At 52.0% G+C, this 26,815-nt stretch carries 28 protein-coding genes and 4 pseudogenes; 16 read left to right on the forward strand and 16 right to left on the reverse strand.

The window, feature by feature from the left end; translation table 11 throughout:
• The 6 genes and pseudogenes from FHW16_RS29035 to FHW16_RS28040 form a co-directional block, all read right to left on the reverse strand.
• Positions 1–716: pseudogene (locus FHW16_RS29035) on the reverse strand (IS3 family transposase); the annotation flags it as partial.
• A 497-nt stretch (positions 717–1,213) separates the two neighbouring features.
• The gene (locus FHW16_RS28020; RefSeq protein ID WP_182552753.1) at positions 1,214–1,849 is read right to left on the reverse strand and encodes a hypothetical protein; all 636 of its coding nucleotides are present in this window, start codon (positions 1,847–1,849) and stop codon (positions 1,214–1,216) included.
• Between the two features lie 10 nt (positions 1,850–1,859).
• Positions 1,860–3,431: a hypothetical protein gene (locus FHW16_RS28025; RefSeq protein ID WP_182552754.1), complete on the reverse strand. Its 1,572-nt coding sequence runs from the start codon at positions 3,429–3,431 to the stop codon at positions 1,860–1,862.
• A gap of 3 nt (positions 3,432–3,434) precedes the next feature.
• On the reverse strand, positions 3,435–3,782 hold the full coding sequence (locus FHW16_RS28030; protein ID WP_182552755.1) for a hypothetical protein: 348 nt from the start codon (positions 3,780–3,782) through the stop codon (positions 3,435–3,437).
• A gap of 9 nt (positions 3,783–3,791) precedes the next feature.
• Entirely contained in the window at positions 3,792–5,921 is a 2,130-nt protein-coding gene (locus FHW16_RS28035; protein WP_182552756.1) for a type VI secretion system Vgr family protein, read from the reverse strand.
• A 114-nt stretch (positions 5,922–6,035) separates the two neighbouring features.
• Entirely contained in the window at positions 6,036–6,512 is a 477-nt protein-coding gene (locus FHW16_RS28040) for an Hcp family type VI secretion system effector (RefSeq protein WP_182550392.1), read from the reverse strand.
• Positions 6,513–7,264: 752 nt separating this feature from the next.
• Here FHW16_RS28040 and FHW16_RS28045 point away from each other — a divergent pair.
• Both FHW16_RS28045 and FHW16_RS28050 read left to right on the forward strand, forming a co-directional pair.
• Complete coding sequence (locus FHW16_RS28045; RefSeq protein WP_182552757.1) at positions 7,265–7,438, forward strand: Flp family type IVb pilin; 174 nt, start codon at positions 7,265–7,267, stop codon at positions 7,436–7,438.
• Between the two features lie 205 nt (positions 7,439–7,643).
• Positions 7,644–7,780, forward strand: a pseudogene (locus tag FHW16_RS28050) (IS6 family transposase); the annotation flags it as partial.
• 60 nt (positions 7,781–7,840) lie between these two features.
• Here FHW16_RS28050 and FHW16_RS28055 read toward each other — a convergent pair.
• Together FHW16_RS28055 and FHW16_RS28060 are read right to left on the reverse strand one after the other, a co-directional pair.
• A complete protein-coding gene (locus FHW16_RS28055) occupies positions 7,841–8,215 on the reverse strand; it encodes a hypothetical protein (RefSeq protein WP_182552758.1) in 375 nt (124 codons plus the stop codon).
• A gap of 262 nt (positions 8,216–8,477) precedes the next feature.
• On the reverse strand, positions 8,478–8,792 hold the full coding sequence (locus FHW16_RS28060) for a transposase (protein ID WP_182552759.1): 315 nt from the start codon (positions 8,790–8,792) through the stop codon (positions 8,478–8,480).
• A 577-nt stretch (positions 8,793–9,369) separates the two neighbouring features.
• Here FHW16_RS28060 and FHW16_RS28065 point away from each other — a divergent pair.
• Together FHW16_RS28065 and FHW16_RS28070 are read left to right on the forward strand one after the other, a co-directional pair.
• Positions 9,370–9,630 (forward strand): annotated as a pseudogene (locus FHW16_RS28065) (transposase); the annotation flags it as partial.
• Positions 9,631–9,680: 50 nt separating this feature from the next.
• A complete protein-coding gene (locus FHW16_RS28070; protein WP_182552760.1) occupies positions 9,681–10,646 on the forward strand; it encodes an IS481 family transposase in 966 nt (321 codons plus the stop codon).
• Between the two features lie 275 nt (positions 10,647–10,921).
• Here FHW16_RS28070 and FHW16_RS29040 read toward each other — a convergent pair whose 3' ends face one another.
• Positions 10,922–11,161, reverse strand: a complete 240-nt coding sequence (locus FHW16_RS29040; protein ID WP_246712007.1) for an NUDIX domain-containing protein — start codon at positions 11,159–11,161, stop codon at positions 10,922–10,924.
• On the reverse strand, positions 11,097–11,312 hold the full coding sequence (locus FHW16_RS29340) for a hypothetical protein (RefSeq protein WP_432652095.1): 216 nt from the start codon (positions 11,310–11,312) through the stop codon (positions 11,097–11,099). The genes FHW16_RS29040 and FHW16_RS29340 overlap by 65 nt, the downstream gene beginning before the upstream one ends.
• Positions 11,313–11,445: 133 nt before the next feature.
• On the opposite strand from FHW16_RS29340, the gene FHW16_RS28080 reads away from it, so the two are divergent.
• A complete protein-coding gene (locus FHW16_RS28080) occupies positions 11,446–13,578 on the forward strand; it encodes a TonB-dependent siderophore receptor (RefSeq protein WP_182552761.1) in 2,133 nt (710 codons plus the stop codon).
• Positions 13,579–13,756: 178 nt separating this feature from the next.
• On the opposite strand, the gene FHW16_RS28085 is transcribed toward FHW16_RS28080, so the two are convergent.
• From FHW16_RS28085 to FHW16_RS28095, 3 genes are all read right to left on the reverse strand, one after another.
• Positions 13,757–14,839: an ABC transporter substrate-binding protein gene (locus FHW16_RS28085; RefSeq protein ID WP_182552777.1), complete on the reverse strand. Its 1,083-nt coding sequence runs from the start codon at positions 14,837–14,839 to the stop codon at positions 13,757–13,759.
• 71 nt (positions 14,840–14,910) lie between these two features.
• The gene (locus FHW16_RS28090; RefSeq protein ID WP_182552762.1) at positions 14,911–16,140 is read right to left on the reverse strand and encodes an MFS transporter; all 1,230 of its coding nucleotides are present in this window, start codon (positions 16,138–16,140) and stop codon (positions 14,911–14,913) included.
• A 446-nt stretch (positions 16,141–16,586) separates the two neighbouring features.
• Entirely contained in the window at positions 16,587–17,408 is an 822-nt protein-coding gene (locus tag FHW16_RS28095; RefSeq protein ID WP_182552763.1) for a class I SAM-dependent methyltransferase, read from the reverse strand.
• 116 nt (positions 17,409–17,524) lie between these two features.
• On the opposite strand from FHW16_RS28095, the gene FHW16_RS28100 reads away from it, so the two are divergent.
• From FHW16_RS28100 to FHW16_RS28150, 11 genes and pseudogenes are all read left to right on the forward strand, one after another.
• A complete protein-coding gene (locus tag FHW16_RS28100) occupies positions 17,525–18,658 on the forward strand; it encodes an ABC transporter substrate-binding protein (RefSeq protein ID WP_182552764.1) in 1,134 nt (377 codons plus the stop codon).
• A 5-nt stretch (positions 18,659–18,663) separates the two neighbouring features.
• Positions 18,664–19,731 carry a FecCD family ABC transporter permease gene (locus FHW16_RS28105; RefSeq protein WP_182552765.1) on the forward strand — a complete coding sequence of 356 codons (1,068 nt, stop codon included), beginning with the start codon at positions 18,664–18,666 and terminating at the stop codon, positions 19,729–19,731.
• Positions 19,725–20,480 carry an ABC transporter ATP-binding protein gene (locus FHW16_RS28110; protein WP_182552766.1) on the forward strand — a complete coding sequence of 252 codons (756 nt, stop codon included), beginning with the start codon at positions 19,725–19,727 and terminating at the stop codon, positions 20,478–20,480. Before FHW16_RS28105 ends, FHW16_RS28110 begins: the two co-directional genes overlap by 7 nt.
• Positions 20,481–20,768: 288 nt before the next feature.
• Positions 20,769–20,939, forward strand: coding sequence for a hypothetical protein (locus tag FHW16_RS28115; RefSeq protein ID WP_182552767.1), 171 nt, complete (start codon positions 20,769–20,771; stop codon positions 20,937–20,939).
• A 154-nt stretch (positions 20,940–21,093) separates the two neighbouring features.
• On the forward strand, positions 21,094–21,732 hold the full coding sequence (locus tag FHW16_RS28120) for a YcxB family protein (RefSeq protein WP_182552768.1): 639 nt from the start codon (positions 21,094–21,096) through the stop codon (positions 21,730–21,732).
• Positions 21,733–21,831: 99 nt separating this feature from the next.
• A complete protein-coding gene (locus FHW16_RS28125; RefSeq protein ID WP_182552769.1) occupies positions 21,832–22,335 on the forward strand; it encodes a YcxB family protein in 504 nt (167 codons plus the stop codon).
• A 349-nt stretch (positions 22,336–22,684) separates the two neighbouring features.
• Positions 22,685–22,987, forward strand: a complete 303-nt coding sequence (locus tag FHW16_RS28130) for a hypothetical protein (RefSeq protein ID WP_182552770.1) — start codon at positions 22,685–22,687, stop codon at positions 22,985–22,987.
• The gene (locus FHW16_RS28135; RefSeq protein WP_182552771.1) at positions 22,977–23,555 is read left to right on the forward strand and encodes a type II toxin-antitoxin system VapC family toxin; all 579 of its coding nucleotides are present in this window, start codon (positions 22,977–22,979) and stop codon (positions 23,553–23,555) included. Before FHW16_RS28130 ends, FHW16_RS28135 begins: the two co-directional genes overlap by 11 nt.
• Before the next feature lie 315 nt (positions 23,556–23,870).
• A complete protein-coding gene (locus FHW16_RS28140; protein ID WP_182552772.1) occupies positions 23,871–24,413 on the forward strand; it encodes a hypothetical protein in 543 nt (180 codons plus the stop codon).
• A 375-nt stretch (positions 24,414–24,788) separates the two neighbouring features.
• A complete protein-coding gene (locus FHW16_RS28145; RefSeq protein ID WP_182552773.1) occupies positions 24,789–25,094 on the forward strand; it encodes a type II toxin-antitoxin system RelB/DinJ family antitoxin in 306 nt (101 codons plus the stop codon).
• Positions 25,091–25,394, forward strand: a pseudogene (locus tag FHW16_RS28150) (type II toxin-antitoxin system RelE/ParE family toxin). The gene FHW16_RS28145 and the pseudogene FHW16_RS28150 overlap by 4 nt, the downstream one beginning before the upstream one ends.
• A gap of 485 nt (positions 25,395–25,879) precedes the next feature.
• Here FHW16_RS28150 and FHW16_RS28155 read toward each other — a convergent pair.
• The 3 genes from FHW16_RS28155 to repC form a co-directional block, all read right to left on the reverse strand.
• Positions 25,880–26,323 carry a PIN domain-containing protein gene (locus FHW16_RS28155; protein WP_182552774.1) on the reverse strand — a complete coding sequence of 148 codons (444 nt, stop codon included), beginning with the start codon at positions 26,321–26,323 and terminating at the stop codon, positions 25,880–25,882.
• A gap of 2 nt (positions 26,324–26,325) precedes the next feature.
• Positions 26,326–26,574 carry a type II toxin-antitoxin system Phd/YefM family antitoxin gene (locus FHW16_RS28160; RefSeq protein WP_182552775.1) on the reverse strand — a complete coding sequence of 83 codons (249 nt, stop codon included), beginning with the start codon at positions 26,572–26,574 and terminating at the stop codon, positions 26,326–26,328.
• A gap of 109 nt (positions 26,575–26,683) precedes the next feature.
• Positions 26,684–26,815 (reverse strand): replication initiation protein RepC (repC, locus tag FHW16_RS28165; protein ID WP_182552776.1); only part of this gene is annotated, 132 nt, incomplete at its 5' end.

Here is a 26,815-nt window from a genome sequence, read left to right on the forward strand (position 1 = left end):
GACCAGTGCCAGGCATTGGCGGGTGAAGTCATCAACGACAGCCAGAACCCGAAAGCGACGGCCATCGGTGAAGGCATCACTGATAAAATCCAGGCTCCAGCGTTCATTGATGCGCGATGGCAATGCCAAAGGTTGTCTTGTTCCCAAAGCCCGCTTGCGGCTGCCGCGTTTACGCACCGTCAGTTTCTCTTCCCTATAGAGCCGCCGCAGCTTCTTCAGATTCATGACGATCCCTTGTCGCTTCAGCATGACGTGGATGCGCCTGTACCCGAAACGACGGCGCTCGCAGGCCACCATTCTCATCGCTTCCCGGATATGAGCATCATCGGGTCGGATACTGCGGTATCGCACACTTGACCGATCAACAGACAAAACTTCGCAGGCCCGACGCTGGCTCACACCATGCCTATGGCAGACATGAGCCACCGCATCTCGCTTCACATCGGGCGTCACCATTTTTTTGATGCGACGTCCTTCAAAATGGCATTATCCAGCATGGTCTCTGCCAATAGCTTCTTCAGTCTGGCATTCTCATCTTCCAGAGCCTTCAGCTTACGCGCGTCGGAAACTTCCATCCCGCCAAACTTTGCCTTATATTTATAAAACGTGGCTTCGGATATTCCATGCTTGCGGCATACATCAGCCGTCTTCAGCCCATTCTCGTGTTCCTTCAAGATCCCGATGACCTGCTCATCTGTAAATCGTGCCTGCTTCATACCGTCCGTCTCCTCGTTCTGACGGACTCTACCAAATTTTGGAGGAAGTTCAGCGGCTCAGGTCAGTCGTTGCGCTCGGCGGAACAAAATCCCCGTCCCTCCATTTGTGATCCTTGGGTTTTGGTTTTGAGTTCTTATCATATCCCCAGTCGCGCCAGCGGAGGTTGCTGACATCGCCCGTCACCCGGTCAACGTCATATTTTGATCTCGCGGAAGGCGGGATCACCCTCCAACCATCTTAATGCACTACGGGCATCTTTAATTTGCGCAGCAGTTGCACCGAACCATTCGCCCTGTCGGTTAACAACGCGATTGAGCCTGTCCTCAACATAATCTGGACCGCCTCTGGCCTGATCCGGGCTCCGTTGGCTTTCACTTCACCAAAGACAACCTCGCCGGTATCCGGATTGCGGGCGATAATATCAACGCCATTGCCATTGAGTGATGGCCCGGCAATCAGATCGGGGATCTCTGTTCAAACGAACAGAGGCACTTCACTATTCCCGTTCGCACAGCATCAAAATACGGTCCTTGAAAAACCATACATCACCGCCGCCTCTCCACAATTCGTAATAAGGCTCGTGCTGCAAAGGAAATGCTACGACATCCTCCAGCAGATACCTCGTTATGGCCGGATATTTTGTTAGGTAAAGTGCTGCCTCTTGCAATGCATATGTATAAGAACCGAGTTCTTTTGCCTTCTTTCTAAATAATTTCCCTAATTTGTCCTCAATATCTGAAGACACATTGTCAGTATTTTTTATTTTTTCAAAGAACTCGTTATTGGTATGGACTATTTCTATGTCGCTTTGAGCTGCTTCACGTGCAAATTCGCTCATATTTAATTTATCGTAAAAAGCGGAAACGTTATCACAATATGATCGTGTCAACTCCAATAGGGCGTGCTTTGTCAGGAAGTTTTCTTTTTTGGGTACAACATACAGCCCAGAATTATTGTTCTCTTCCAGAAGCTTTTTTATCCGCGCAATAAGTATGTATCCACGAGGAAGATCAATAAAAGCGTCTTTCAGGAATGCATCATTACCGTCACGCGGGATAAAATCCATATATTCTGATTCATCAAGATCACTTTGCCCAGCAATCTCTTTTTTCCAGTCGTCAAGTGTTGCCATTTTTCAATCTTTACTTGGTTGTGACGCCGTTTATTGCATCTCTCAGCGACGGAGGAAAGCTGTTAACGCCATCGTCCAGCCATGAATTTCCAAACCGTCCAAGCCGTTGAAGAAGATCCTCCCTGGAGGTAGCATCTTCAATTTCTTTTTGTAAGGCTTGATGCATCGCACCGGAACCTTCACCGGTCTTTCCTGCGTCCGTGGTATGCCGCCAGCGATGACCGGGTTTTAAAGCATGCGGACCACCAGTTTCTTTGGTGGGCGTCGTCATGCCTTTGATGTCGTCCATGCTGAATCCGAGCCGTTTGAGCTTCGGTCCCATGCCTGTCATGAGCCATTCATGTGAGCCTCCGGGAGATCGAACAGCCGATTTTATATCTGCTCGAATATCTCTGTCTGCCCATAAATTATCCAGTTCATCCGGAGTAAGGTCGTTCCACCATTTTTTAAACTCTCCATTGGAGTCGGAAGGCACTTCTCCGCCGTATTTCCGAAGCAATTCTTCATTGGATCGCGGTGAGGAAGGAGGAGGTTCTGCCTGTTGCGGTTTGGTTTGCGGTTTGTTGCCTCCATCCACGCCATGCTCGCCATGATCGGGCGTTGGACTGCCCGTGCTGTTGCCCTGATTGCCTTCGTAAAGTGCTCTGGTTTCGTCTGGCTTTAGGTCTGTGGCATCAACTCGGCCGGCTGGAACCTCCTTGTGGGCTGGAAGATGGACTTTTTCCGATGCATCAACGCGTCTTGCAGAAAGTGCAAGGCCATGAGGAATAAATTTGCGTTCAGCTCTGGTTACATCAGTAACTTTATCAGCTACACGGGCGATAATCTGAAGAACGGCTGCAAATCCGGCACCGATGCCACTGGCAATAAGGCCTGCTTGTAATGCCTTTATGGCGCCTTCTTCCAGAATTGCGAAGCCAGCGTCAATGGCCAGCTTTGTCAGTCCAACTTTCCACGTCCCATCTTTAAATGATTGAATGACTTTTTTGTATTGATTCGAGAAAAATTCCCACATGGATTGCCATATCGGTTTTTCCTTGCTCAGCTTGTCGAGCCACTTCGCATTGTTGTTTTTGGCAAGCTCGATATCCCGTTGAGCATCAACGAGACCTTGTGCGTCTTTGCGCCAGCTTTCCGGCGCACTTGGATCGGTTAAAGCCCAATGTTTGTAATCGGCTGGAGAACTAATTCCGTCAGCCGGTGGCGCACTGTTGAGTATCCGATTGATAAATGCCCCGTCCCTTTGATTGTACGTATCCTGTGCAATCTTCAACATCTGCGGTGCGATAGATAATCGATCACCATCGTCTGTCGGTAAAAATATCCCTTCGATGGCCTTGCGGCATGCAGCGCGGGCTTCTTCGATCTCCGTGTCTGTTCCTACCCCGGCCAGCCTGCCAATGAACCGGACCTTCGAGACGTATCCGCACGCCTGTTCCCACGCATAAGCACCGGCATCAAAGGCCGCCTGACCATTGTTCTCCCCCTTGGCGCTAAAATCGCGCATGTTGACGTCTATCAGCGCCGCGTTCGGAGCCGTGGACGACATTGGAAACCTCAGTTGGCCTGTTTGATCTGCCATGGATTACCGCTTCTGGACCTCGTCCAGAAAGTGCGATCCGTTGAACATCTGGATCAGCTGGGTGGCGTAAGTGAGCGCTCCGGATTGGCCAGTGCCACCTGCTCCAAGACCTAACCCCATGACCGTGGATTTCAGGGATTCCAGAGCCTGCGTGTCACCCTGATGATATTTTAGGGCGTCCTCCATCATTTTTGCAATATGCTCAAGATTGCCCGCCCCGTCCGGGCTCCACGAGAACGGATCACTGATCTTATCGCCGCCCATATCGGCAAAGAATGTGTCCCGGCTTGAATCGCGGTCATCGCGGCGAACCCGATCCTTATCAGACCATGCATCCTCGATGTATTTCACGATCCCCCCTCAATTGTTGTCCATCCTCGGTGTCTTGATCTTGATTTCTTTGCCCTGATCAATCTGAAGTGAAACCCCTTTGATCATGATATTGCCATCCTCATCCATCTGAAATCGTGATTTGCCGCAGACAATCTCGAATTTCTTGCCGACGACAATCGTCTTGTTTTGCCCGACCTCTTCGTAAGCGCCGAGGATAGTGCTTTCATTGCGGATACCACCGACTGCCAACTGGTATCCGCCACCGACCATCACCGTTTTTGCCGCGCCGACAATTTCGCTTGACGACACCATCACCGTTTCCGCCTTGTTCTTGCCCACACCGATGACCATGTTGCCTTCGCCCATGGTAAGATCGGACAGGAAGCCCAGCTTGTCGGTTAAGGCACCGAGATTGGATGACAAAAGATCGCGCGCCTTGGAGCGTAGCACCTGCATTGCGGCCGTCACACCCTTCTGAAGGATGTTTGGACCGACCATCAGGGTCATATTGCCGCCGATTACCTCATGGTGGTTGTTGCCCACCTCGATCGTCTTGTTGTGGCCGATGCTCTCGGCCTGATTGTTGTCGACACGTTTGGAACGGCTGTTGCCGACGTGGATGCGGTTGTCACGCTGGGCGTGGATGTAGATTTCTTCCTGTCCATTCTCGTCTTCGAAGGTCAGTTCGTTAAAACCCTCGCCCTTATGGGTATTGGTCCTGAACGTGCTCTTCGTTTTGTTATCGGGCAGCGTATACGGTACTTTCGTACTTGGATTGGGCACGATGCCGGTAATGACGGGCCGGTCGGGGTCACCTTCGAGATAGGTGACCATGACTTCCATGCCGATGCGGGGAATGACCTGTGCACCGAAACCGCCGCCTGCCCAGGATTGCATCACCCGGATCCAGCAGGTGTCGGAACCATCTTTTTTGGCGCGGTTGCGCTGCCAGGGGAACCACACCTTGATGCGTCCGTACTCGTCAGGGTGAATTTCCTCACCAGACGGTCCGGCGACGATGGCTACCTGCGAGCCGTCTATACGTGGTTGGGGAGTTCCCCGGTGCGGCGTTGCCGGAAGCCGGGATGGGAGAGCAATGAAACTGTTTGAATAGTCAAGCGCGCCGTCCTCCACGGTCTCGTAGGAGTGATCAACGATCCGGTGGACAATCGCTGTGACCACATATTCCTCGAACGCGTGGTCGGCATGCGCGACTTCGTAAGGCTTGAACTTGCGTCCGGCGGCAAGGGTCCTGACCGTTGACGAGCCTTCGATCTTCTCGTGATCGGCTTCAACCGCCTGCATGCGCAGCTTTGAAGCCTGATCATTGGACGTCTGATCCATCGCCTTCGACGGATAGTGAAACAGCTCGTATTCGGCATTCTTCGGCAGAGAGACGAGCGAGGGCGTTGTTGCACCCTGCGGTCCCTGCGGCTTTTCAAAATTCCAGTCACCGCCAGCCCGTTTACCGGGTGTGAACCGGTAATCTCTGGCAAATTCACTGATGTGATTTCTGTCGGTGGAGCCGGCCGCAAATCTCACATTTGTCTCAGGGCCTTCCTTGTATCCAAAGGGATGACTGGCGATGTGCAGGGTATGCTGACCATCCTCATGTTCGAACCAGTAGAACAGCCCGTCAAATTCCAGACGCCGGGTGAGATAGGCAAGGTCCGTTTCATTCCATTGCACGGAATAATGTATTGGCGATGGTGGATTGACGACACCGCCCGTTACGGCGGCGTTGATGCCGTGCTCGCTCAAAAGGGTCTTGGCAATCTGCAGCGTGGTCATGTCCATCCAGATACGGCAATCCGAGCGCTGTGATAACAGCCACAGCTGCGGTCGAATAATCAGACGATAGGATCGCAAACCGCGCGAGACGGGCGGCCCTTCCCGAAACCCGGTGATCAGCCCGTTCCATGGACGCCGCTGGCCATAGGCAATCTCAAGCGAGACATCAGCAAAAGTGCCGACAAGTTCCTCCGGTCTGATATCGGTGCGCTTGGATTTGACATCGACATGGATTTCAAAAAGACCGCTGATTTCTTCTCGAATATCAACCTTCTCGGCCAGAAGAACATCTGTCCCGAGAGACGTCGAAATGCGAAGAATACGGTCAGCCTGGATCAGGCCTGCATCGGTAAAGTCAAATTCCATTTTGATCCAATGTGCCTGGAGGGATTTATTGACGCTACTGGATTGAGATTTCCGGGTATCACTGTCGGAACGGCGGCCAGGCGGCAGAATTGCCGCCTGGCTTTTTGTGGTTGTTTACGCAGCGCGCGTTGTGGCGAGATCGTAAGATGCAATCATTGGCGACTGCGGGCTCTGGTTCGCGTCGTATGGCGTGTACTTCACTTCCATCTTGGTGAAGTTCAAACGCAGTGTCTCAACCGGACGATCACCATTGGAATCAACCGAATAGTTGGCGATCAAAGTATTGGTCAGCTTATACTCGATATAGGTCTGGCCAGGATTACCGGTTGTAACCAGGTGAATGGTTGCCAGTTTCCCCGAGCTGCCGGAAACGGCTTCCTGGAACAACTTCGTTGAAGATGAATCACTGACCTTGGTCAGAACAACTTCACTGATCGTTGGTTCAGATGCTTCGCGGTTCGCTGCAGAACCCGCTGAAGTGCTCATTTTACGGCCCACATTCCAGTGAATGGCTTCAATATCCATCCAGCGCTTATGTGTTTCCTGGGTCGCATCACCCTGAATTCCGTCAATCTGCAAGTAAATCGGCATTGCTAATATCCTCCCGAACGTCCATGCGCTGAAATGGTCTGCCGGGGCATTCCGCACCCTTGTAATAGCGACCAATAAATTGGTTAGCACGTATTTTCAAGCCATTCTACATGGCGTGTCCATTCGGTATACTTGTCCGTGGCATACCAAACTGCGTGTCCAATGTAAGGATTGTGAGAATGCCTGAACATTTATGAATTCAAAATACATATAGTTCTGATTTATAGTGATATTTGTTGTCTATCGCTACTTCTTCTCTCCTCGCTGCGAGTTTGACAGCGCGATTTCCACTTGATCTCCGATGGCTCGGGCAGAGAGCACTAACAGGAAACGGACGTTTTTTGACGGAAATGATCGACCCGCTGGAATGCTTCTTCACGGCATCTAAAAGTGATCGTGTTCGTTTCTGGCAAGGATTGACCCATTTTTCCATTCGCGCCTGACCATGATCGTTCGAGTTACAGCCTTGATCCATAAAGGATTTTTAAAAATCTGGTGGATCACCGCGAATTGAAAAATTGGTTCAATTGGAGCTAAAAATCAACATGGACGCGATATCGTGGTCGCTCCCGTTCTTTTCTATTTCAAGTTTTAGTTAGTTTTAATCATCCCGGGTAAACGCTGATTAAGCAATAAAATCAGTGTGTTGTTGTTAACCATCGGAATTAGGAACCCGTCAACGAGTGTCGATCTATGTTCACGACGGTTCAGACGAAACCGGCGCAACAAACAAACGACAGGGTAGATCAAACATGAACATTCTCACTCGCTTCCTCAAAGATGAGTCCGGAGCAACGGCAATCGAATACGGTCTGATTGCAGCTCTCATCTCCGTTGGCATCGTGGCTGGCGTTACCAGCATGGGTTCCAGCCTCCAGAGCGTCTTCACAAAGCTTGGCGGCAAGCTCGACGCCGCAGTAAAATAATCAAAGAATTCTATGGAGGTCGTCGAAAATGGCGACCTCCTACCCAACCCGAAACCAAATATTATCTTATGGACTGTATTTGGTTTCTTGTTGAACTGGTTCCCGCGTATCCTTGGGAGCCCAACTAAAGGCCGCCCTCTTTGGGGCGGCCTATTTTTCTTGGTTGGGTCATCCTGCAGGCTATCACTGTAAATCAGTGGTCGGCGAGCAGCGTGACTTGCTGCCGGCCAAGCGGTTCTTCAGAAAGGCGCTGGCACGTCATGGCCGACCCGACCGCGTTGTCATCGACGGTAGTCAGACCAACTGGAGGCTATTGTTTCCTGTGACACCACAAATCATTTGTAGGATCGCCCTCGACGCCGGTCAAACCCAACCCGAACACACAGCTTGCGGCAGATGGAGTTATGGGGATGAGGGGATCGACGGTGGCGTATTGCCTTCAATGCCGTTACTGATGTTCGTTGGGGACGCCGCACCGGAGTCAGGTTTCTTCCATGCCCTTGCGGCGTCCAACTCGTCACGCTCGAGAGTTTGCAATGCGTCGGACTTTGATTTCATATGCCGAAACCTTGTTCTCTTCTCAAGGCGATATCTGCGAATAGAAATTCCCAGCAGGACGATGAAACAGAGCGCCAGAAAATAGTATGCCCTTGCATAGTCAGACAATGCAGCGAAAAGGGCGGCGAACGCGAGCAGCGGGATGAGTACTACAGCAGTTAGCGTGATCAGCACCCACTTAAGAACTGTCCAATCCGGTTTGAAGTCATCTGTCGCCATCTGGGCATCAAAGCAGGTCTGAGCTAAAGGAGGGTTTACGAGCGAAATTGAAATTTAGTGATCTGGCTATTTAAGACCTGACGTGAATCTGCAGAGCAGCGAATACTTGCTTGGCGCATGTGAAGAGCTACACGGCATCCCACGTGGGTTTGACGCGTTTGAAGGGATGAGCATCAGCCGCGCACCGCCTGCAACACTGTTGCGATGTGTCTGGCATCAACGGCAGAGCTCACCCGGAGCACCACATCCTTGATGACAATCTCTATGACTGCTGGTGTTGCCGATGCAACAGGCTGGCCCGTGCAAAGCTCAGCCCATCTTCCTCGTCAGATCCCAAGTGATGGATGACACCGCCCTCGATCGCCTTCTTGCGCCAGCCAAATAACTGCGATGGCGACACGCCCTCGCGCCGGGCAATTGCCGAAACATTCGCACCAAGTTCCAGTCTCTCTTCCACTAGCCGTGTCTTCGTCTCGTCTGTCCAGCCACGACGAGGCTGCAATGGCCGGGCTTCGAGGTGCTCAACGACGGCGTAGCACCTAGCACCAGGCATAGGCGTAATGATAGAAGTTGACACTCCGGGCTCTCCATCCAAATCACCAAGAGTTGGAGAATCGCAAATCTCAAATGACCGCGCTATATGGGATGGGAAACTCGCTTACGATCGACTCCTGTGTCCTCGCTCAGATGTTTGCGAGCATCACACCTTATGCGCCTTCGAATGATACCGCGCGCAGTTGGAGAACTTGGAACGTCTGCGCGACCATAAGGAAAAAGTCGCATGATTGTTCGCCGTTTTGGCAACAGTTCAAGCTTGGTATTGCCGTCGCCTTCGAGTGGTCACTCCCTGGAAGTTCGATCCACCTGACGGTAGCAATGGAGCGCGAAGCAGTCGTCGTTCGTTTGGCCGCTTTCATTCCTGTTTTCGCCAAATCAAATATTTACTCGGAACGAGAGGAGATAACGAGCGGGTCTGTAGTCCACACTCTGTCCAAGATATACTATCGAATAGGCGATACAAAACAGGCTTTTAATCGTGATTGTAGACAGATGAGCTACAATCGAAATGGTCTAGATTTGCCTAGGTAGTGTTGACAAAGTGGATTCCCAAATCAGTTTGGATATGATTCAGGACTTCCTTTTAGGAGGTGATTTTGGCTCGTGGGGATCTGACGGATGCCGAGTGGCAAATCGTGGGAACGCTTGTTCCTTCTGAACGCGGCAGAAAATCTCGTCCAGCGCAGGACAACCGACGTTTTCTGAACGGGATGCTGCATGTCCTGCGTGTTGGCTGCCCCTGGCGGGACATGCATGAGCGCTATGGCAAATGGAACTCTGTGTATGTCCGCTTCCGACGTTGGGCAGAACAAGGCGTTTGGGATGCTTTGCTGGAGACACTTGTGGAACTGTGTTTAGTCCCGGCATTTGATGGTGCATTATTCGACCAGAAATGGAAGGATGCGCTATGGGTCAGATTTTACACGGGAGCGCCCGCACGACAGAGGCGGTCCGTCGAGCGATACAACATAGTCAAGAGAGTTTGAGGGTTCTGGCGAAGCGCTATGGGATCAACCAGAAGACAGTAGCGAAGTGGAAGCGGCGTACTGCGGTGAAGGACCTGCCAACCGGTCCGAGAGACGCGCGCTCAACGACGCTTTCAGTCGAAGAAGAGGCGATCATCGTTGCCTTCCGCAGGCATACACTGCTGCCGCTTGATGATTGTCTCTATGCTCTGCAGGCCACGATCCCGCATCTGACACGCTCGTCCCTGCATCGCTGCCTACAACGGCATGGGATCAGCCGATTGCCAGACGTGACGGGCGAAAAGGAACCAAAAAGGAAGTTCAGGATCTACCCGATCGGCTACTTCCACATCGACATCGCCGAAGTGCGTACGGCCGAAGGCAAACTCTATCTTTACGTGGCGATCGACCGGACCAGCAAGTTTGCCTTCGTCCAGTTGGTCACCAAAACGGGCAGGACATCAGCGTCCGCCTTTCTGGTCGCGCTGATCGCCGCCGTGCCCTACAAAATTCATACCGTCCTGACGGATAATGGCATCCAGTTCACCTTCCCACCACGTTATGCCGATGGCCCCACGGCCACCTACATGACGCACATGTTCGACATGCGTTGTCGTGAGAATGGGATCGAGCACAGGCTCACCAAAATCAAGCATCCCTGGACCAACGGCCAGGTCGAGCGGATGAACCGAACGATCAAGGAAGCGACTGTCAAACGTTACCATTACGACAGCCATGCCCAGCTAACCGCGCACCTCCACGACTTTATCGACGCCTACAATTACGGACGTCGGCTGAAGACGCTGCGAGGCCTCACGCCCTATGAATACATCTGCAAAATCTGGGCAAGCGAGCCAGAACGGTTTACACTCAACCCGCACCATCAAATGCCGGGACTAAACACCTAGTGTTGGTGAGACAGCCTCCATTTACTTGGCGCGTTCGGTTTTGCTTTGGGGCTAATCGGCACTGCCTGATTTTCGGCCTAGTCTAGCTATGCGGAACTTAAGCCGGATCCAGATGGGGTAAGATGCCGGTCAACGTCTCTCAGGGTCAATCCCATCCATATTCCGAATACGGCCGGTTGCGTGCTACGAATAAAAGGGCCTGTCGGACATAAGGAATAGTATCTGGAGGAAGCGCGTCGAGGGTGCACCACTGTAGGTCGCGGTGTTTGTCGAGTTCACGCAACGAGGGGATGCCTTCCCATACTGTCACCTGAAAGAAATGCCCCAGCCATGTTCGGCCGTCCGTTGCTGTGCAAGGTGTGAACATACTGAAGGTCTACAGGCTCTATTTGTACCCCGACTTCTTCACAGGCCTCGCGGATCGCCGCGGCACCAATAATTTCATCGGCTTCAAGACCACCTGCCGGGATACTGAATAAACCATCCATCCAACCGGTGCCTTTGCGCCGGAGCATATCGGATACTCCCCAGGGTAAGATAGTTGAGCGCTGAATGTAACCTTTGCCAATTGTATGCGTCTTCAATAAAGTTCGCGATGTGTTGCCGCGCTTCTGAGGTGGCGTGATATACTACTCCCTCAATTTCGTTCAGTTTTAAGGGTTTCATAAAGCCTTCCGCGCGATTGCTCCGCTCAATCGTTAGTTTATCTTGACTAAATAAATCATGTTATATAGCTCCCTCTGACGGTCGCGCGTCGGGATCAATAAAGCGCGTTCAAAGTGAATTGAAGGGGCGTGGTGTGAATAAGCGTATTGGGGTTCTATCAGCACTGGTTGCAGGGGCGTGCACCCCAGCAGTAGCGCAGGATGTGATCGAATTGAAACCTATCACCATCAGGGCATCGGAGTGGTCGTCGTCTCTTCCGGAAGAATATTCGGGCGGACAGGTCGCCAAAGGCAGCCGCGTGGGAATGCTCGGCAACCGTGACGTGATGGATACGCCTTTCAGCACGACAACCTATACCGCCAAGTCAATCGAGAACACGGGTGCGAGTACCGTCGCAGACGTGGTTGCGAGGGATCCATCTGTCAGAAATACTCACGCCACGGGGGGCATGGTCGACTCTTTCTATATCCGTGGTTTCCCCGTCAATGAAGGTAATTTCGGGGAAATCGCCTTCGACGGTGTCTATGGCGTTGCTCCGACCTATCGTGTCTCTACTGATTACGCAGAACGTATTGAAGTGCTTAAGGGACCGAGCGCTTTAATTTATGGTATTTCACCAAACAGCAGTGTCGGTGGCGTGATTAATCTTGTTCCCAAGCGTGCTCCAGAAGTGGATCTGACGCGGCTGACCACGGACTACGTATCCAATCTGCAGGGTGGCGCGCACCTCGATATCGCGCGCCGCTTCGGAGAAGAACGCGAATTCGGGATGCGCTTCAACGGCAGTCTACACGGCGGAGATACGCCAATTGATGATCAGACCCGGGAGATGTATGTCGGGGCTCTTGCTCTGGACTATAAGGGAGAGAGTTTTCGCGCGACCGTTGACCTCATCGGCCAAAAGCAGGATTTTACTGCTCCGCAGCGCCCCTTCTTCCCGGTAGCGGGGATCACCATTCCCGAGGCTCCCAACGGACGGCTAAATATTGAGGAACCCTGGGAATGGTCAAAAAATAGGGATCTTTCTTGGCTAGCTCGAGCCGAATATGACCTCAACGACACGATAACGGTTTTTGGTGCGGTCGGCGGAGGCAATTCGCATGTCACAAGACTTTTCGGTACACCAACCCTTCTGAATTCAAATGGTGACGTCAGTGTTGTGCCGCAGAACTTCGTGTTCGACGTCGATAGAATGACAGCAGAAACCGGCGCGCGTGCGCAGTTTGATACCGGGTTGGTTACGCACGCGGTCACATTTCAGGCCACATATTTGCGGCAGACATTGGATCGCGGTTCCGCTTCAGGTACTGCGCAACTGACCAACATTTATCATCCAGTATTGCGTCCTGAACAGAATGTGCGGGCACCGGGAAACGTGGGGAGAGCATCGGAAAGCACTCTCTCCGGGCTCGCATTGTCGGACACGTTGTCGATTCTTGACGAACGCGTGCAATTGACGGTCGGTGGACGCTTGCAATCGATCGATTCGAACAATTTCAACGCAACGACAGGCGCAACGACCTCTTCATCTAACGAAACTTCGGTCACGCCGCTCGTCGGTCTTGTAGTCAAACCATGGGAAAACGTATCGCTCTACGCCAACTACATCGAAGGTCTTGGCGTGGGCGATACGGCACCGGCTACTGCGGTAAATGCCGGCGAAACTCTGGCCCCGTATCAGTCAAAGCAATATGAGATCGGCGCAAAAATCGATCTTGACCGGGTTATACTGACCATGGCTGTTTTCCAGATCGAGAAGCCCTACGGGCAGCTTGAAAGCCAGGGAGCGGGTTTGATCTTTGTGGACGGAGGAGAACAACGCAACCGCGGCCTTGAGGTCAATATAGCTGGCGAGGTCAGCTCGAACCTGCGGCTTCTGGGCGGGGTGGCTTTCATTGATGGCGAACTCACCAAGACAGATAATACTACAACAGTTGGTAACACTCCGATCGGCGTCCCCTCGATCCAAACCAATCTAGGTGCCGAATGGGATACGCCATTCATGAAAGGCCTGACGCTTGCAGCAAACGTAATCTATACAGACGAACAGTTTGCCGATACTGCCAATACACAGAGACTACCTTCTTGGGTGAGGCTTGATCTTGGCGCGCGCTATTCAACTAAAATCGAGGATCGGCCGGTGACTTTTCGCGCGTCAATCGAAAATGTGTTCAACAAGGACTATTGGTCGGGCGTTGCAAGCTTCGGCACTATCTCGCAGGGCGCGCCTTTGACTGTGAAATTGTCTATGACAACAGGCTTTTGAGGAACGGAATTCTGAAATCAGCATCCAATCACAACATAGCTGTTCGCCTGTGGCAGACGCGCCCTGTTGCTTCAGGCCCACAACAGTTAACACGAACAAGGCTGTCGTGTGAAACAGGAGTCCAGCGGTGATATTTTCTCGCAGGCAGGTGGAAAAACCGGTTCATCCATTTGCATTTTTACGGTATTTTTGCCGTCAGGCTGACACTATAGCCTGGTTTGTAGACAATTGGCAGAAAACGCCGGTGATATTCGGCGAAGGTCGCATCGGGATCGAGATCGGCAAAGAGATCGGGGTGAAACCATTTTGCCAACTGCTGAACGGCGACGAATTCATAGGGGCTATTGTAGAACTGGTGCCAGATGCCGTGGAAATTACGTGTCTTCTGGGCTTGAGTCCCGGTATAAGCATCCCGGGTCAAGTACCATTCTAGTCTCTTGCGCATGATCTCGGGATCCGCGCCCGGACCGAGCGGAATCCAATGGCCACCCGGAGCATAGACTTGCCAGTCAGAACTGGTAACAACAACGTGCTGCGGATCTGATACGATGACCTGTTCAGGATTGATTTGACCGAAGGTCGTCGGAAGAATGTCGCTACCGATATTGTGTCCGCCAGCCAGTTCGACATACCTTCCGAAATTTTCCGCACCGAAGGACAGACAACAATCGTCCGAATAGCCGCCGATGCGCTCGAGGAATACGCGCGGACGATCAGGTTTTACTCTGTCGAGTACGTCCGTTACCCGTTCAACTGCCTGCCGGCGAAAGGCGATGATTTCCTCGGCGCGTGACTTGCGATCCATGATTTCCCCCAACAGGCGAATGGTCCGCTCTGTATTTTCAAGCGGATGATGACGGAAATCGATGTAAAGCACCGGGATACCCAAGGCTGCGAGTTTTTCAATGTATCCAGCATCATCATTGGCGCGCATGGCCTCAATGTTAAGCAGAACCACGTCGGGCTTGCGCAGGATCGTCGATTCGATGTCGATCAAGCTACCTTCCTGTCCGGTAAAAGTCGGAAGCTTCGCAAGATCAGGAAACGCCTCAAGATACTGCGCATACGTGCCCGGGTCGGCTTGAATCAAATCGTTGCGCCAAGCGACGATGTGTGAAAGCGGATCTTTTGGTTCCAGCGAAGCGATAAGATAGAGTTGTCGGCCCTCACCGAGCAGCATGCCTCTGACCGGTGCATTAACAGTCACCTTGCGTCCGGCCACGTCTGTCACAATGATCGGTGATTGTCCCTCTTGTGCCATTGCCGGATATTGCCAAAGGGCCAACAGTGCAAGCACAATCACTGCAACTTCACATATCCAATAGCGTCTTCTCACAATCGAATTCCTTCTTTGAGCGCCTTGCGTGACTTAAACCAGAGAGCCAATGCGAGAAAAAGCGACAATGTGTAAAGGGTTGAAACCAATGGAAATACAGTCTGCAAACCGAGAAACTGCATTGCCCCGACGCCAACCGCGATACCAGCAATCGAGGCTGCTTGCTGACAGGATTGGGCAAGTCCGAGAACCGACCCTTGCCGGTCAACCGGCGTGAGCGTTGATATCAGTGCGAGCAGCACGGGTGTGGTCCCTCCCAGAAGCGCGCCCCAGACCAGATAGATGAACGCGAATATACTGATGGATGTCGTCAGACCTGCAACCGTGGAAACCAGGGCGCAGCTTGCCGAAATGATAATCATCCAGCCAAGAATATTCATCTTCGCGCTGTCTTTCAAAAACCGTGCCCATAGCGGTGCACCGATCACAAAACCAAGAGCAAGCAACCCGTAGCAAAAGCCCACCATCCAGTGGCGGGCACCAAAGACTTGCATCATGTACAAGGCGAAGGGGACCTGGAGCACCATGCGACTGGCGAGAAGCATACTGGTCAGCCAAAAAAGTCCAGAGATTAAGGGATGTTTGGCAGTGATGGATTCGCGGGTTTGGATTTGAGAAATGCCGGTCGGTACACGCTGGTTCCTCGGCACCGGAAGCATCAACCAGGCAATGAGCGTACATAAACCGCAGACAATTCCAGCTATCAGGTTAATGTCCGAGAAGGATGCGGCGTCAAGAATAAGACCGCCAAGGAAAGCTCCCACAAGCGATCCAACATTGGTCGCAACCTGCAGGCAGGCGAACAATCTGGTTCGATTACGGCCGTCGGTGATCTCTACGCTGTAAGCCTGCGCTGGCGCTATATAGCCAGCGAACGCGCCTTGCAAAAAGCGCAATGCAAGGATCAGCCAGACGTCGTGAGCAAAGGCGATAAGTAACTGGGTGATAGCCAATCCGGCAAGTGCGCGCACCATCATCAACCGGTTTCCATAACGATCGCCGATCCGACCCCAAAAGACGCTGGTCAGCGATATGCCCATCATCGGGCAGACGTAGACGCCAATGCTTGCGAGAGAAAAGATACTCTGTGTGGTGCCAAACGTCTTGATCTGGATCGGCCAGAATGGGCCGCTCATCTCCATGGCTCCCATGGAGATGAATTGCAATGCAAAAAGGAGCAGAAAGGCCGGCCCAATACTGCGGATCGCGCCAGCGGTGGCCTTCATCCTGATGATGCCAATGGATTATCGGGCCGGCAGTCGTGATATCGTGCGAGATGCATCGACGGGACTGAGAGTGTCGGCAAGCGTGTTTCAAGACGTCGCCGCCAACCCTTTGATGGAGAAGCACAGCCCAAGTATCTCTGGCTGGCCTTCAGAAATGCAAGGAATTCAAAGGATGTCATTTTGATCAATCAGTCATTCCGTTGCTCGAGCTAATATAGGAGAGACTTGTTGATGCCAATGCTGTTTCATGCTGCGCGAGACTGTGCCATAGCCGGGATCATTCCATGGATGCAACCGCGCGGTTCGTTCTCCATCCAACAGGGCGCGTCCGGGTTATTGAAGCCAAAGTTTTAATCGCATCAGCGTCTCTTTAATGTGCATGGCCCTAATCGTCGGAAGTTTTTCGTTGGACGAACGCTATGTAAACGATTTGCGACAGAGCCTATTCATTTCTCAAAATATCTTTCTTTGGTTGCCACGATGGCGTAACGATGCTGGGTGATACGCGCCATGCCTCTCCAAAAACCCAGATGACCAAACTGAGCATGATGTATGCGACGCAAATCACTGTCGATCGTAACGTTCTCAAAACCTGTCATCTTCAACATCTCTGCAACAGCGCTGGCGCGTGCGCCGTCTGAAAAATGAACGCGCGAAAGAATGCTCCGGTGTGTTTCGAGTAATTGTGATGTCGTCCTCGCGGTTTCAACGGAAGCAAAACCCAGTCGCTGGAAAAGCACAGAGACCTTTGCGATTATTTGCTCCTTAAAGTTCATGTTGACGAAATCGCCGTCAACGATCAGGACCCGACCGCCGGGTTTGAGAATTCGGTGCCATTCGGCAAACGCGGCTTGCGGATCAACCAATGTCCATACCAGATGACGATTTGTTATGACGTCATAGTGGCTGTCCGGCTCTCTGGTGTTTTCTGCATCGCCAAGCCTGAATATTATGTTTCGTTGCCTGGCGGTTGCTTTGGCGCGTGCATGTTCGAGCATGGGCTCGGCCCAATCGATTCCGGTCACCTTGAAGCCAAGATCGTCAAGCAGATGCGATACAACTCCGGTTCCGCAAGCAAGGTCCAATGCCGCTCGACCTTCACTCCTGCCGAGATGTCTGACGATCAGGGCATGCCAGGCGGCTCGCTCTTTCTCCGAGAATATCTCGTGACCCGGTGACAGATCGAAGGTGGATGCACGCTCCGACCAGTAGGCCTTGATTTCGTCACGGAGATTGAAGTTTGATCCATCGATAGGGCCGTCTGCCATGTGTGTCCTGCATTTCGTTAAGTGTCAGTATTCCAAATGACATATCTTAAAAATATATGTTGACTTATAAAGTCATGAAATAATAGAACGCCTCAGTTTCCCACGGAGTAAAAGCGATGCGGTTATTTGGCAAGGTGGCTTTTGCCGCCATGAGTTGGTCTGTGATTTTTTCGAGTGCAGCACTCGCTGACAAGATCTCGATTAAAGACATTACCGGTCGTGATGTGGAAGTTAACGTTCCTGTCGAGCACGTCATTCTCGGCGAAGGTAGGCAGGTTTATTTCACTGCAATCCTGGATCGTGACAATCCGTTCAAGCGCATCGTGGGATGGCGCGATGATTTGCCAAAAGCTGATCCGGAAAGCTATTCGGCATATCTCGCAAAAGATGCCACGATTGCCAAAATCCCAACCTTTGGCGGCATGAAAGACGGGACATTTGACGTCGAGCAGGCGGTTTCACTCAAGCCTGATGTCATCATTATGAACGTGGATGCCAAGACTGCCACCGAAGAAGCAGGATACATTGATAAGCTCGGGAAGGTGGGAATCCCTATCGTCTACATCGATTTCCGCGAAAAACCGATGGAGAACACTGAAGCGAGCATCCGCATCATCGGCAAGCTTTTCGGTAAAGAAGACAAAGCCGAAGAGTTCGTCAAATTCCGTGCTGAGAACATTTCAAAGGTCACGGATGTGCTGGCGAAAGCCAATCCATCGAAGCCACTGGTTTTCATTGAACGGGCAGGCGGCTATTCCGATGACTGTTGCATGTCGTTCGGTAACGAAAATTTCGGCAAGATGGTTGAAGTCGCCGGTGGCACCAACATGGCAAAAGATATCATTCCGGGCACTTTCGGTAATGTGCACCCCGAACAGATTATCGCGTCCAATCCTGATCAAATTATTGTCACAGGCGGCAATTGGGAAGGCTATGTTCCCGGCGGTAACTGGGTTGGCGTGGGGTATGGTGCTGATGAGAAGGAAGCGCAGCGCAAACTCGACGCCTTGACCAAACGTCCTGCGTTCACAGGTGTTAAAGCCGTAAAGAACGGTAATGTCCACGCCATCTGGCATCAGTTCTACAATAATCCTTATCAGTTTGTCGCTATCCAGGAGATTGCGAAATGGCTGCATCCGGACCTTTTCGCAGACCTCGATCCAACGGCGACCTTCAAGGAACTGCACGCGCGCTTTTTGCCTCTTGATTACAAGTCCGGTTACTTCGTTTCGCTGAAAGACGGGCAATAGATCGGATGGCCGCTGTTCCTAACGACAGGCTTGCGCAAACCGGGCAGGCCGCATACCGGGCGTTGGTGCTGCGCCGTAGTGTGCTCATTGCCCTGCTGATTGTAGGACTGTTTCTGAGCGTTTCTATCGACATGGCCTTGGGACCCGCAAACTATGCGCTGTCCGACGTCCTGACGACGATTTTTCATCCCTTTGCCGCCACCGGTCAGCTTCGTGTGGTTATCTGGGATATCCGCATGCCGATTGCGCTGATGGCGCTCACAGTGGGAGCGTCGCTTTCAGTAGCTGGTGCGCAAATGCAAACTATCCTTGCCAATCCGCTGGCCAGCCCTTTCACTCTGGGCATCTCTGCGGCAGCGGGTTTCGGTGCGGCGCTTGCTCTTGTCGGAGGTGTTGCCGTTTTTCCGCTTGCCACCCAATTCATGGTGCCAATAAATGCCTTCCTGATGGCTATGCTTGCCGCCTTGTTCATTCACTTTGCTTCGACGATGCGCGGCGTTGCGGTGGAAACGATTGTACTGCTTGGGATCGCACTGGTCTTCACATTCAATGCACTTCTGTCGCTACTTGAATATCTGGCGTCCGAACAGGCATTGGCGGCGGTGGTGTTCTGGACAATGGGCAGCCTGACCAAGGCGACTTGGCCCAAAGTGGCAATCACCGCTTCGATAGTCATCGTCGTTATGCCGCTGTTCGCAAAGCGTGCCTGGGCGCTAACGGCATTGCGCCTTGGTGAAGACAAGGCGGCGAGCCTTGGCATCAATGTGCGCCGGCTGCGATTGGAGACTATGATGACTGTCAGTCTTCTTGCCGCGATTCCCGTCTCCTTCGTTGGTACAATCGGTTTTATTGGACTGGTCGGTCCCCACATTGCACGCATGCTGGTCGGCGAAGACCAGCGTTTCTTCCTCCCGGCTTCCGCTCTTTGCGGTGCGCTTCTTCTGTCTGCGACCTCGGTCGTAAGCAAGACGCTGATCCCCGGAGCTATGCTGCCGATCGGTGTCATGACAGCCTTGGTTGGCGTGCCATTTTTCTTTGTGCTCATTTTCACGCATCGGAAGAAGTCATGGTAAGCATTGCGCTTGAAAAACTCGGTGCAAGATATGGCAAGCAGACAGTGCTCGCCGATGTCACTAGTGGTGTGATGAAGGCCGGCAGCATGACCGCCGTCATCGGACCGAATGCGGCGGGCAAATCAACACTGTTCAAGCGGATCGCAGGTCTTATCTCCGGACCTGGTCTGGTTCATCTTTCGGACACGGCAAAGGGTCCGGAAACAATCTGCTACATGCCTCAGGATACAGGAGCCAATGCAGTTCTGACCGTCTATGAGTCTATATTGCTCGCCGCCAAGCAAGGCTCTGGATGGAAAGTGCACGACAGCGAACTTCGCGAGATCGATCAAATCCTTGCCGCACTCAAGATCGAAGCACTTGCCTTTAAAGGACTTGGCGAACTGTCGGGAGGCCAGCGCCAGCTTGTTTCAATTGCACAGGCTTTGATCCGTAGACCGGAAGTGTTGTTGATGGATGAACCCACCTCAGCACTTGATCTGTTCAGGCAGATAGAGGTTCTCGGCTTTATGAAAAACCTCTCCGAGCAATCAGGGCTTGCGATCATGATCGCACTACACGATCTCAACCATGCTCTGCGCTATTGCGATCAAACAATTGTAATTGCTGATGGCTCAATGATCGCAAGCGGGCCGACCAACGAGGTGATATCGGAGATACTTCTTCGCGACGTGTATCGCGTTGAAGCGCGAATTGAGTGCTGCTCAAGGGGAAGACCGATGGTTATTGTTGATGGGTCGGTAGTTTGATGCGGTCAACCCACACCACAGGCGGAGACCGACTTGAACGTCACTAAGGCAGTGGCACGCTGCCCGGGTTTGCCTGCTGATCTCGCCTGTCGGCGTCATTGGTGACGCGGCGCGGCGCGGGGCTGGGTGTCTAAGGTCGCGCTCCTCGATTTCGTACGCACCGTCTGGCCATCGGTAATTCATCAGTCGCGGCCGGCGTTTCTTGGCATGCAGTCGATCGACATTCACGTACCCGAGCTTGGGCTCGCGATCGAATATCAGGGCCTGCAGCACTAAGAGCTGGTGGCGTTGTTCGGCAGGAAGGAAGACTTTGATCTCACCCGTGCGGGCGATAAGAAAAAGCGGATTCTTTTCGACCGCCATAGGGTCCGCATGCTCGAATGGCGCTTGGACATGCCGATCACAAGGGCCAAGCTGGTCAATCAGCTTGCCGCAGTAGCAATCGCCGTTCCTGACTAGATCGCCAGCGTCTACCAATAGGACAGTGACACAAGGTCGGGCATGGTTCGAAAAGAGTCCCCTGATCGAGGACGACGAGTAGATTCCATTGACAGGGCCGGGTTAGTACTGAATCCATCGTTATCTCCGGCACTCACTTTGGTAAGGTTGAATTATGACCGAGCGTTATCCCGGTTCAGTTCCGAAAATCTGGGCATCACCAGATCGGCCTGGCTTCAGCAAGACCTTCGAGTTCGAACTTGACGATCATCTTGATATTCAACATCTAACGCGCCAGACGTTGCCGCTTGGCCCAGCTCTGGGGGCAGCAGGGTTCATTGCGCTTTTCGCCGGGTTGATGCTCAATTTCGATAAATGGCAGGCCGGGAATAAAGCGGAGTTCACTGCCTATGTCGCGATCATTGTGATCGCTGGTATGCTGGTGGGGGCGCTGCTTCTTAAACCTTTGCGTCGACTTCTACGCCATATATATTACAAACGGTTGGCAAAGTCCGGGGCGATAGGCAAGCCGATCACATCCACGGTCGACAAAGACGGCGTCACCTTCACTGTAAGTGGCCAGACGATCACCTGTCCGTGGGATACATTATATGCATTGGAAGAAGATGCTGGAACCTTCTACTTCTGGATGTCGAAAACGGCGGCTCATGCTTGGCCGGCCAGATTATTTGCATCTGACGAAGACAGGCAGGTTTTTCGCGACAGCGTCCAGAATTGGTCCGGCCGCCAAATCGCGTCACCCGCTCTTCTGGCCCGTCTTGGCGTCCATGGAAGGGCAAATCTTCCAGATTGAGGTTCACGTGGCCGAACGATGCCATTGTTTGAGATACTTGTGAGGCAAGTTTCTTCTAATTTCGATCAATCGAGAGGCCTTCGCGGGAGGGGGAATGCCATGCAGGAAGCAGAATTGGTTTGGACTGAGGTCAAATACACCAAGCAAGACTTTATTCGGGCACAACAGCTCCACAGCGCTCCCCGGATCAGGGACTGGGTAGTCTTGCTGCTGATTGGCATCCCCACTGGGCTTTTCGCCCTGGACGATCATAGAAAATCCATTTGGCTTTTAATCCCCGCAGGAATGATACTTGTAGGGGCGGTCATGAGATGGATTTATACCCCATGGTTTGCGAGCAGGAACTACAATATGCAGCCACTTGCTCATGTTGTCCTGAGTTTCGCATTTGATCCTGATTGTTTGTGGTCTCGCAGCGAACGTGGTGAAAGCAAATTACTATGGAAGGATTTCATCCGCTGGCGTTCCAATGACACCTCAGTCCTGCTTTACATGTCACCAAGCATGTTCTTGGTCATTCCTGCACGAATAGGTGCCTCTGGCTTCCCAATCGCCGAATTGAAACATGCGTTGGATAACAACGTCGGACCAGCCGTCAGATAGATCAGTTATAGGGCAATAAGCCCGTAACCGCAGTCGTGATCCAGCGAGTAAGCCTCTTTGCGGCATCTACAAAGGGTCGTTTAGATGATTTGTGTTTTTCTCTGAATTCCTAGGCCCGAGCTCACGGTAGTTCCATAAATCCCGTTACGCATCAGTTTCTGGTTGGTCTCTCGTACATGTAAATTGCTGGATCATGTGTCCGCGTTGCCGTTGTCCTGCCATCTAACAGATAAGCACTATTCTGGTGCGACCTGCATACAGCTTTTGACGGTATCGCCCCCTCAAAATCAGGTTGTGTTCACTCTTGAATGAGTGTTGAACATATTATATGTTGTGTTGAACTTAGGAGATGACAATGACCGTTCGCAGTCGAGCAGAAACCGTTGATTCAAAGGAGATTGCACTAACACGCAATCGTTTATTGCTGGAAGAGGCGCGTGCGAGCGGACTTCTTGGAGCGGGAAAGGATTCACGCCTTTCGGGCCGGGTACCCTCAGAACTTCTCGCTGCAGCGAAGCGGCGGGCGCATGTAGAGTCCGATACCGAACTACTGGAACTAGCGCTTTCCCGTATTGCCCTCGAGGATGATTTTGGCGCCCGCCTTGTGCGCCGGAAAGGCAAGATTCGGGCGGATATCGACCTTGGAGTTTGACCTTCAAGCTGCGCTCCGCGCGCTCAAACCCGAGAAAAAATCTGTACTCGCCACGCCTCGTAGCAAAGAGCTGCTCAGTTGGGTGAAGGATGAACCCTTGGTCGGTGGTCCCATTCTCCTCGATACATGCGTTTATCTTGATGTTCTCCAGGGCAAAACAGATGACAAGGTCGATGCTTTACTGACTTATCGCCTTTGTCATCACTCATCGGTTTGCCTGGCCGAGTTGACGCACGTGTTTGGGCGTCTGGATCCTGCTCATCCAAACACGCGAGCAGTGCTTAAAGTTGTCGAGGAAACGATTGATGATATGGGTGGCCACAGGCTGCATGCCCCCAGTTCAAATGCTTGGGGATGGGCGGGAATCCTTGCCGGGCTATTGGTTCGCCTTACAAACAGTGCGAGAAATGCCGGCCTCGAGAGAAAATTCTTAAATGACGCCTTGGTGCTTTTGCAGGCTCGCGCACTTGGCGCGGCAGTGCTGACTGCCAACGTTCGTGATTTCGATTATCTGTCTCAGATCATCCCTGATGTGAAAGTAATCAACTACGATATTGGAAGAGCGTGACGTCCACGCTGGTTGCGTCTTAGCAAATTGGAGCTCGGACCGCACAGCTTACAAGCAAATCAAGACGTTGCTCGTATTCCCGATTACCGGCCCTTCAATGCATTCTTGGTTGGATAACCCAGCTGACAAATCGCCGTTCTGACATGTTTGCCCAGCTTGATGTAGAGCTCAACCGCTCGCATCCTGTCTTCATAGGAATAAATGAACAACCTTCTTTGAAGTCCAAGTTTTTATCCGCACCCCGACCGGGTCAGTTCTCAGTGGAAATCAACACTCTGGCGAAGAAGTCGAACGAACCAGCCGCTGTGGCGATCTTTGATCGTGTTCCTGGGCTTGATCTTGTTCGCATCTCCCTACATCGCTTGGAAAGTATATGAACACCGCGCCGTGCTTGCCCGTGTTCCACCACCACTCGAAGTAGCATCTGTGGAATACCGCCTGGAGGAACCATGGGGATTCGGTCCGGGAGGCAATGAAACCGGTTTTGTGGTTTATCGTCTGTCAGATGCAAGCACACGTTGGGTGCAACAACAGGGCGCACAACTTGGCGAGCGGCTTCCAGGTGGATCGAAGGTGTGGCTTAAGACGCCTGTTGGTGATGTTAGCGATCGTGAGAGCTGGCATTCGTATGATAGAGATCTGGCAATGATGTCGGCAGAGAGACTGAAACCGCATCCAGCTACCGTCGCGGAATATCTCGAAAAGTATGGTTTCACGATCCCTATTCAAAAGGACCGTGAGGTGGATGTCGATCGGGCAATCCAAACGCCGGGTTCATTCTATAATATGGGTAAAGGTGGGAGTGTTACAGTCATCGATCCCGACCGTGGAAAGGTCTATTTCTTTTATGCGGGATGATCTGTGCTCTCCGAATCTAACACGGTAGCCTGCAGCCAGTTCCATAAATCCCGTACTGTGATCCGTGGCATCGGATTTGGCGAAGCTTTTTGTCAATTGCATGGCTTTCAGTTCGAATCCTCGTAAGGCGGCCATATGAACATCGCTGAAATCAAACGCGTGAAATAGCCGTTGCCGACTTTTTATCTCTAATCGAAAATACCGAAAACAGCCTGATATCGCATTTACAAACGAAGGTTTCCAAGTTGTCCGCAGCGCGAGCAACTGTTGATTTTTTTCACTTTGACTTTGTGCACACCGTCATTCAATTCGAGCGGCATCTAGCATTTGTCGTTCATTTGCATTACATTTTCATTCGACAAAGGAGTACCAATCATGGCTTCGAACGCATTGGTTCAGACGCGAATAGATAATGAAGTAAAAGAACGTGCCACGGCTGTTCTTGAAGGAATGGGACTTACGGTCTCGGACGTTGTCCGCATTTTGTTGACGCGGACTGCGAGGGAGGGTGCGCTGCCGCTTGAATTACTTAGCAACAGTACTGCTTATGACGAATGGTTTCGCATCAAGGTTCAACAAGCCCTTAACGACACTCGGCCGGATATTGATGATGCGGACGTTGAAGCCCATTTTGTCAGCCGGCGCCGTTCAGCACTCCTAAAGGGCTCCTCAGATCAATGAGGAAGCTTGTTTGGACGCAGTATGCTCTTCTCGACCGCGACGCCATTTTTGATTACATTGTAGCTGAAAGTCCCACCGCTGCAGTCAGGGTGGATGAACAGATCGGCCTGGCTATTCGTCGTCTCATGGAATTTCCGGAAAGCGGAAGACTTGGCAGAGTCCTGGGTACCCCGAGAACTCGTTATTTCACAAACTTCTTATGTTGCTGCGTACACATTTGCTGACGATGCTATTCGTATTCTGCGCATTTTGCATGGAGCACAGATGTGGCCAGATGAACTTAATGATGGTCAAGCCTGACGTGCCAGTAGCAGTTTCATCAGGTTGCCGCTGAGATGAGGCGCGTCGATATGGGGTTCATGAGAGCCATGACGAAGCGGACGGAAGGCTTTCAGGAAATTTGTCGTGTGGTGCGAATGACCGGGATGGCGGCGTAAAGCGGATGTGAAAATCAATGATCGGCCGGCGTCACTTCTCGGTCCAATTCAAAGATTGAATCGACGGGACCCTTTTGGTTCAGTTGGTTGATGAATGGAGAGTAGGAAGAGAGAGTTCCATAAATCCCGTTGTGTGAATTTCGGCTTACAAGGTGGATGTGGTACACGCGAGTAAGAGGTAATGCCTAATTATCTTACTGTTTTTACTATTTAATCCATCGTTTCTCATGATTTTCCTCTTTGTACAGATCAACTTTGATAATCAGGTTTTTGAACCGGTTCCACGTTCCCGACGCGCGCTAATGGACGCTGTGAGGATTCACGCAGACTTTGCGGGGACTGCGGTCTTTATGAAGACAGCGGCAATTCCTTCAACGGATTCCACCATTTTACCCCCATCGGTCCAAAATGCTTTTCGTTAGCGGTTAACACCGTCAGACCGTTGGCATCCGCAGTAGCCGCAATAGCGATGTCAGCAAATCCAGGTTCATGCGCTCGAGCACGATCAAGGATCGCGCCGGCGGCGTAAGCTTCTTTGCTGCCAAACGGGAGAACTCTGTTTCCATACAGATTCTCGATCAGGGCCACCCAATTGCGGAGCCGTTTTGCCTTGGTTATGGCCTCAAGTGGTTCCGCTCTATGGATACCATGCCAGATTTCCGCGATGGTGACAGACGATAGATACACTTCAGAACCGTGAAGTTCGAGCCAGCCAAGAATTGGAGGCCGTGTATTTTGAGCTGCAGCTACGGACCATGTCGCAGATACAATGTTGGTATCAAGCAAAAACAAGCTCAGAACTCCGAATTGTATGAGCGGGAGGGCCTCTGGCTCCGTTCCGGAACGTCATCGGCGTCGCCTGGGAATGCTGCAAGAAGCTCGCCAAAGGTTGGGACTTTAGAGAGCCGCTCGTATTCCTTAAATGAAAGCACGACGGCTTCCTTGCGACCGTGACGGGTGACAATAGTAGGCTCACCGGCAACGGCCCGATCAACGATTGCGGAGAAAGTAGCTTTTACGTCTTTCAATTGTGACTCTTTCATTACGTACACTCCGAAATGACCATAGGTAGTCATATTACAGCTTGTAGAGTTTTCCGCAAGGGTCTCCAAAGCATTATTGCTGCCTCATTACGCTCCGGCGCTACCTTCATCATTCCGCCTGTCCTTTGACAAGCCTGACGTGCTCGCCTTTGGCGGCCTTGTCGGTGAGGGATCGCAGGTATCCGCCGGCGGAATTGATATGTCCGGCGCGCTGCAGAATGGGGACCGTATAAAGTTGTGG

The sequence above is a fragment of the Phyllobacterium myrsinacearum genome, from assembly GCF_014138285.1.
GTDB classification, from domain to species: Bacteria; Pseudomonadota; Alphaproteobacteria; order Rhizobiales; family Rhizobiaceae; genus Phyllobacterium; species Phyllobacterium myrsinacearum_A.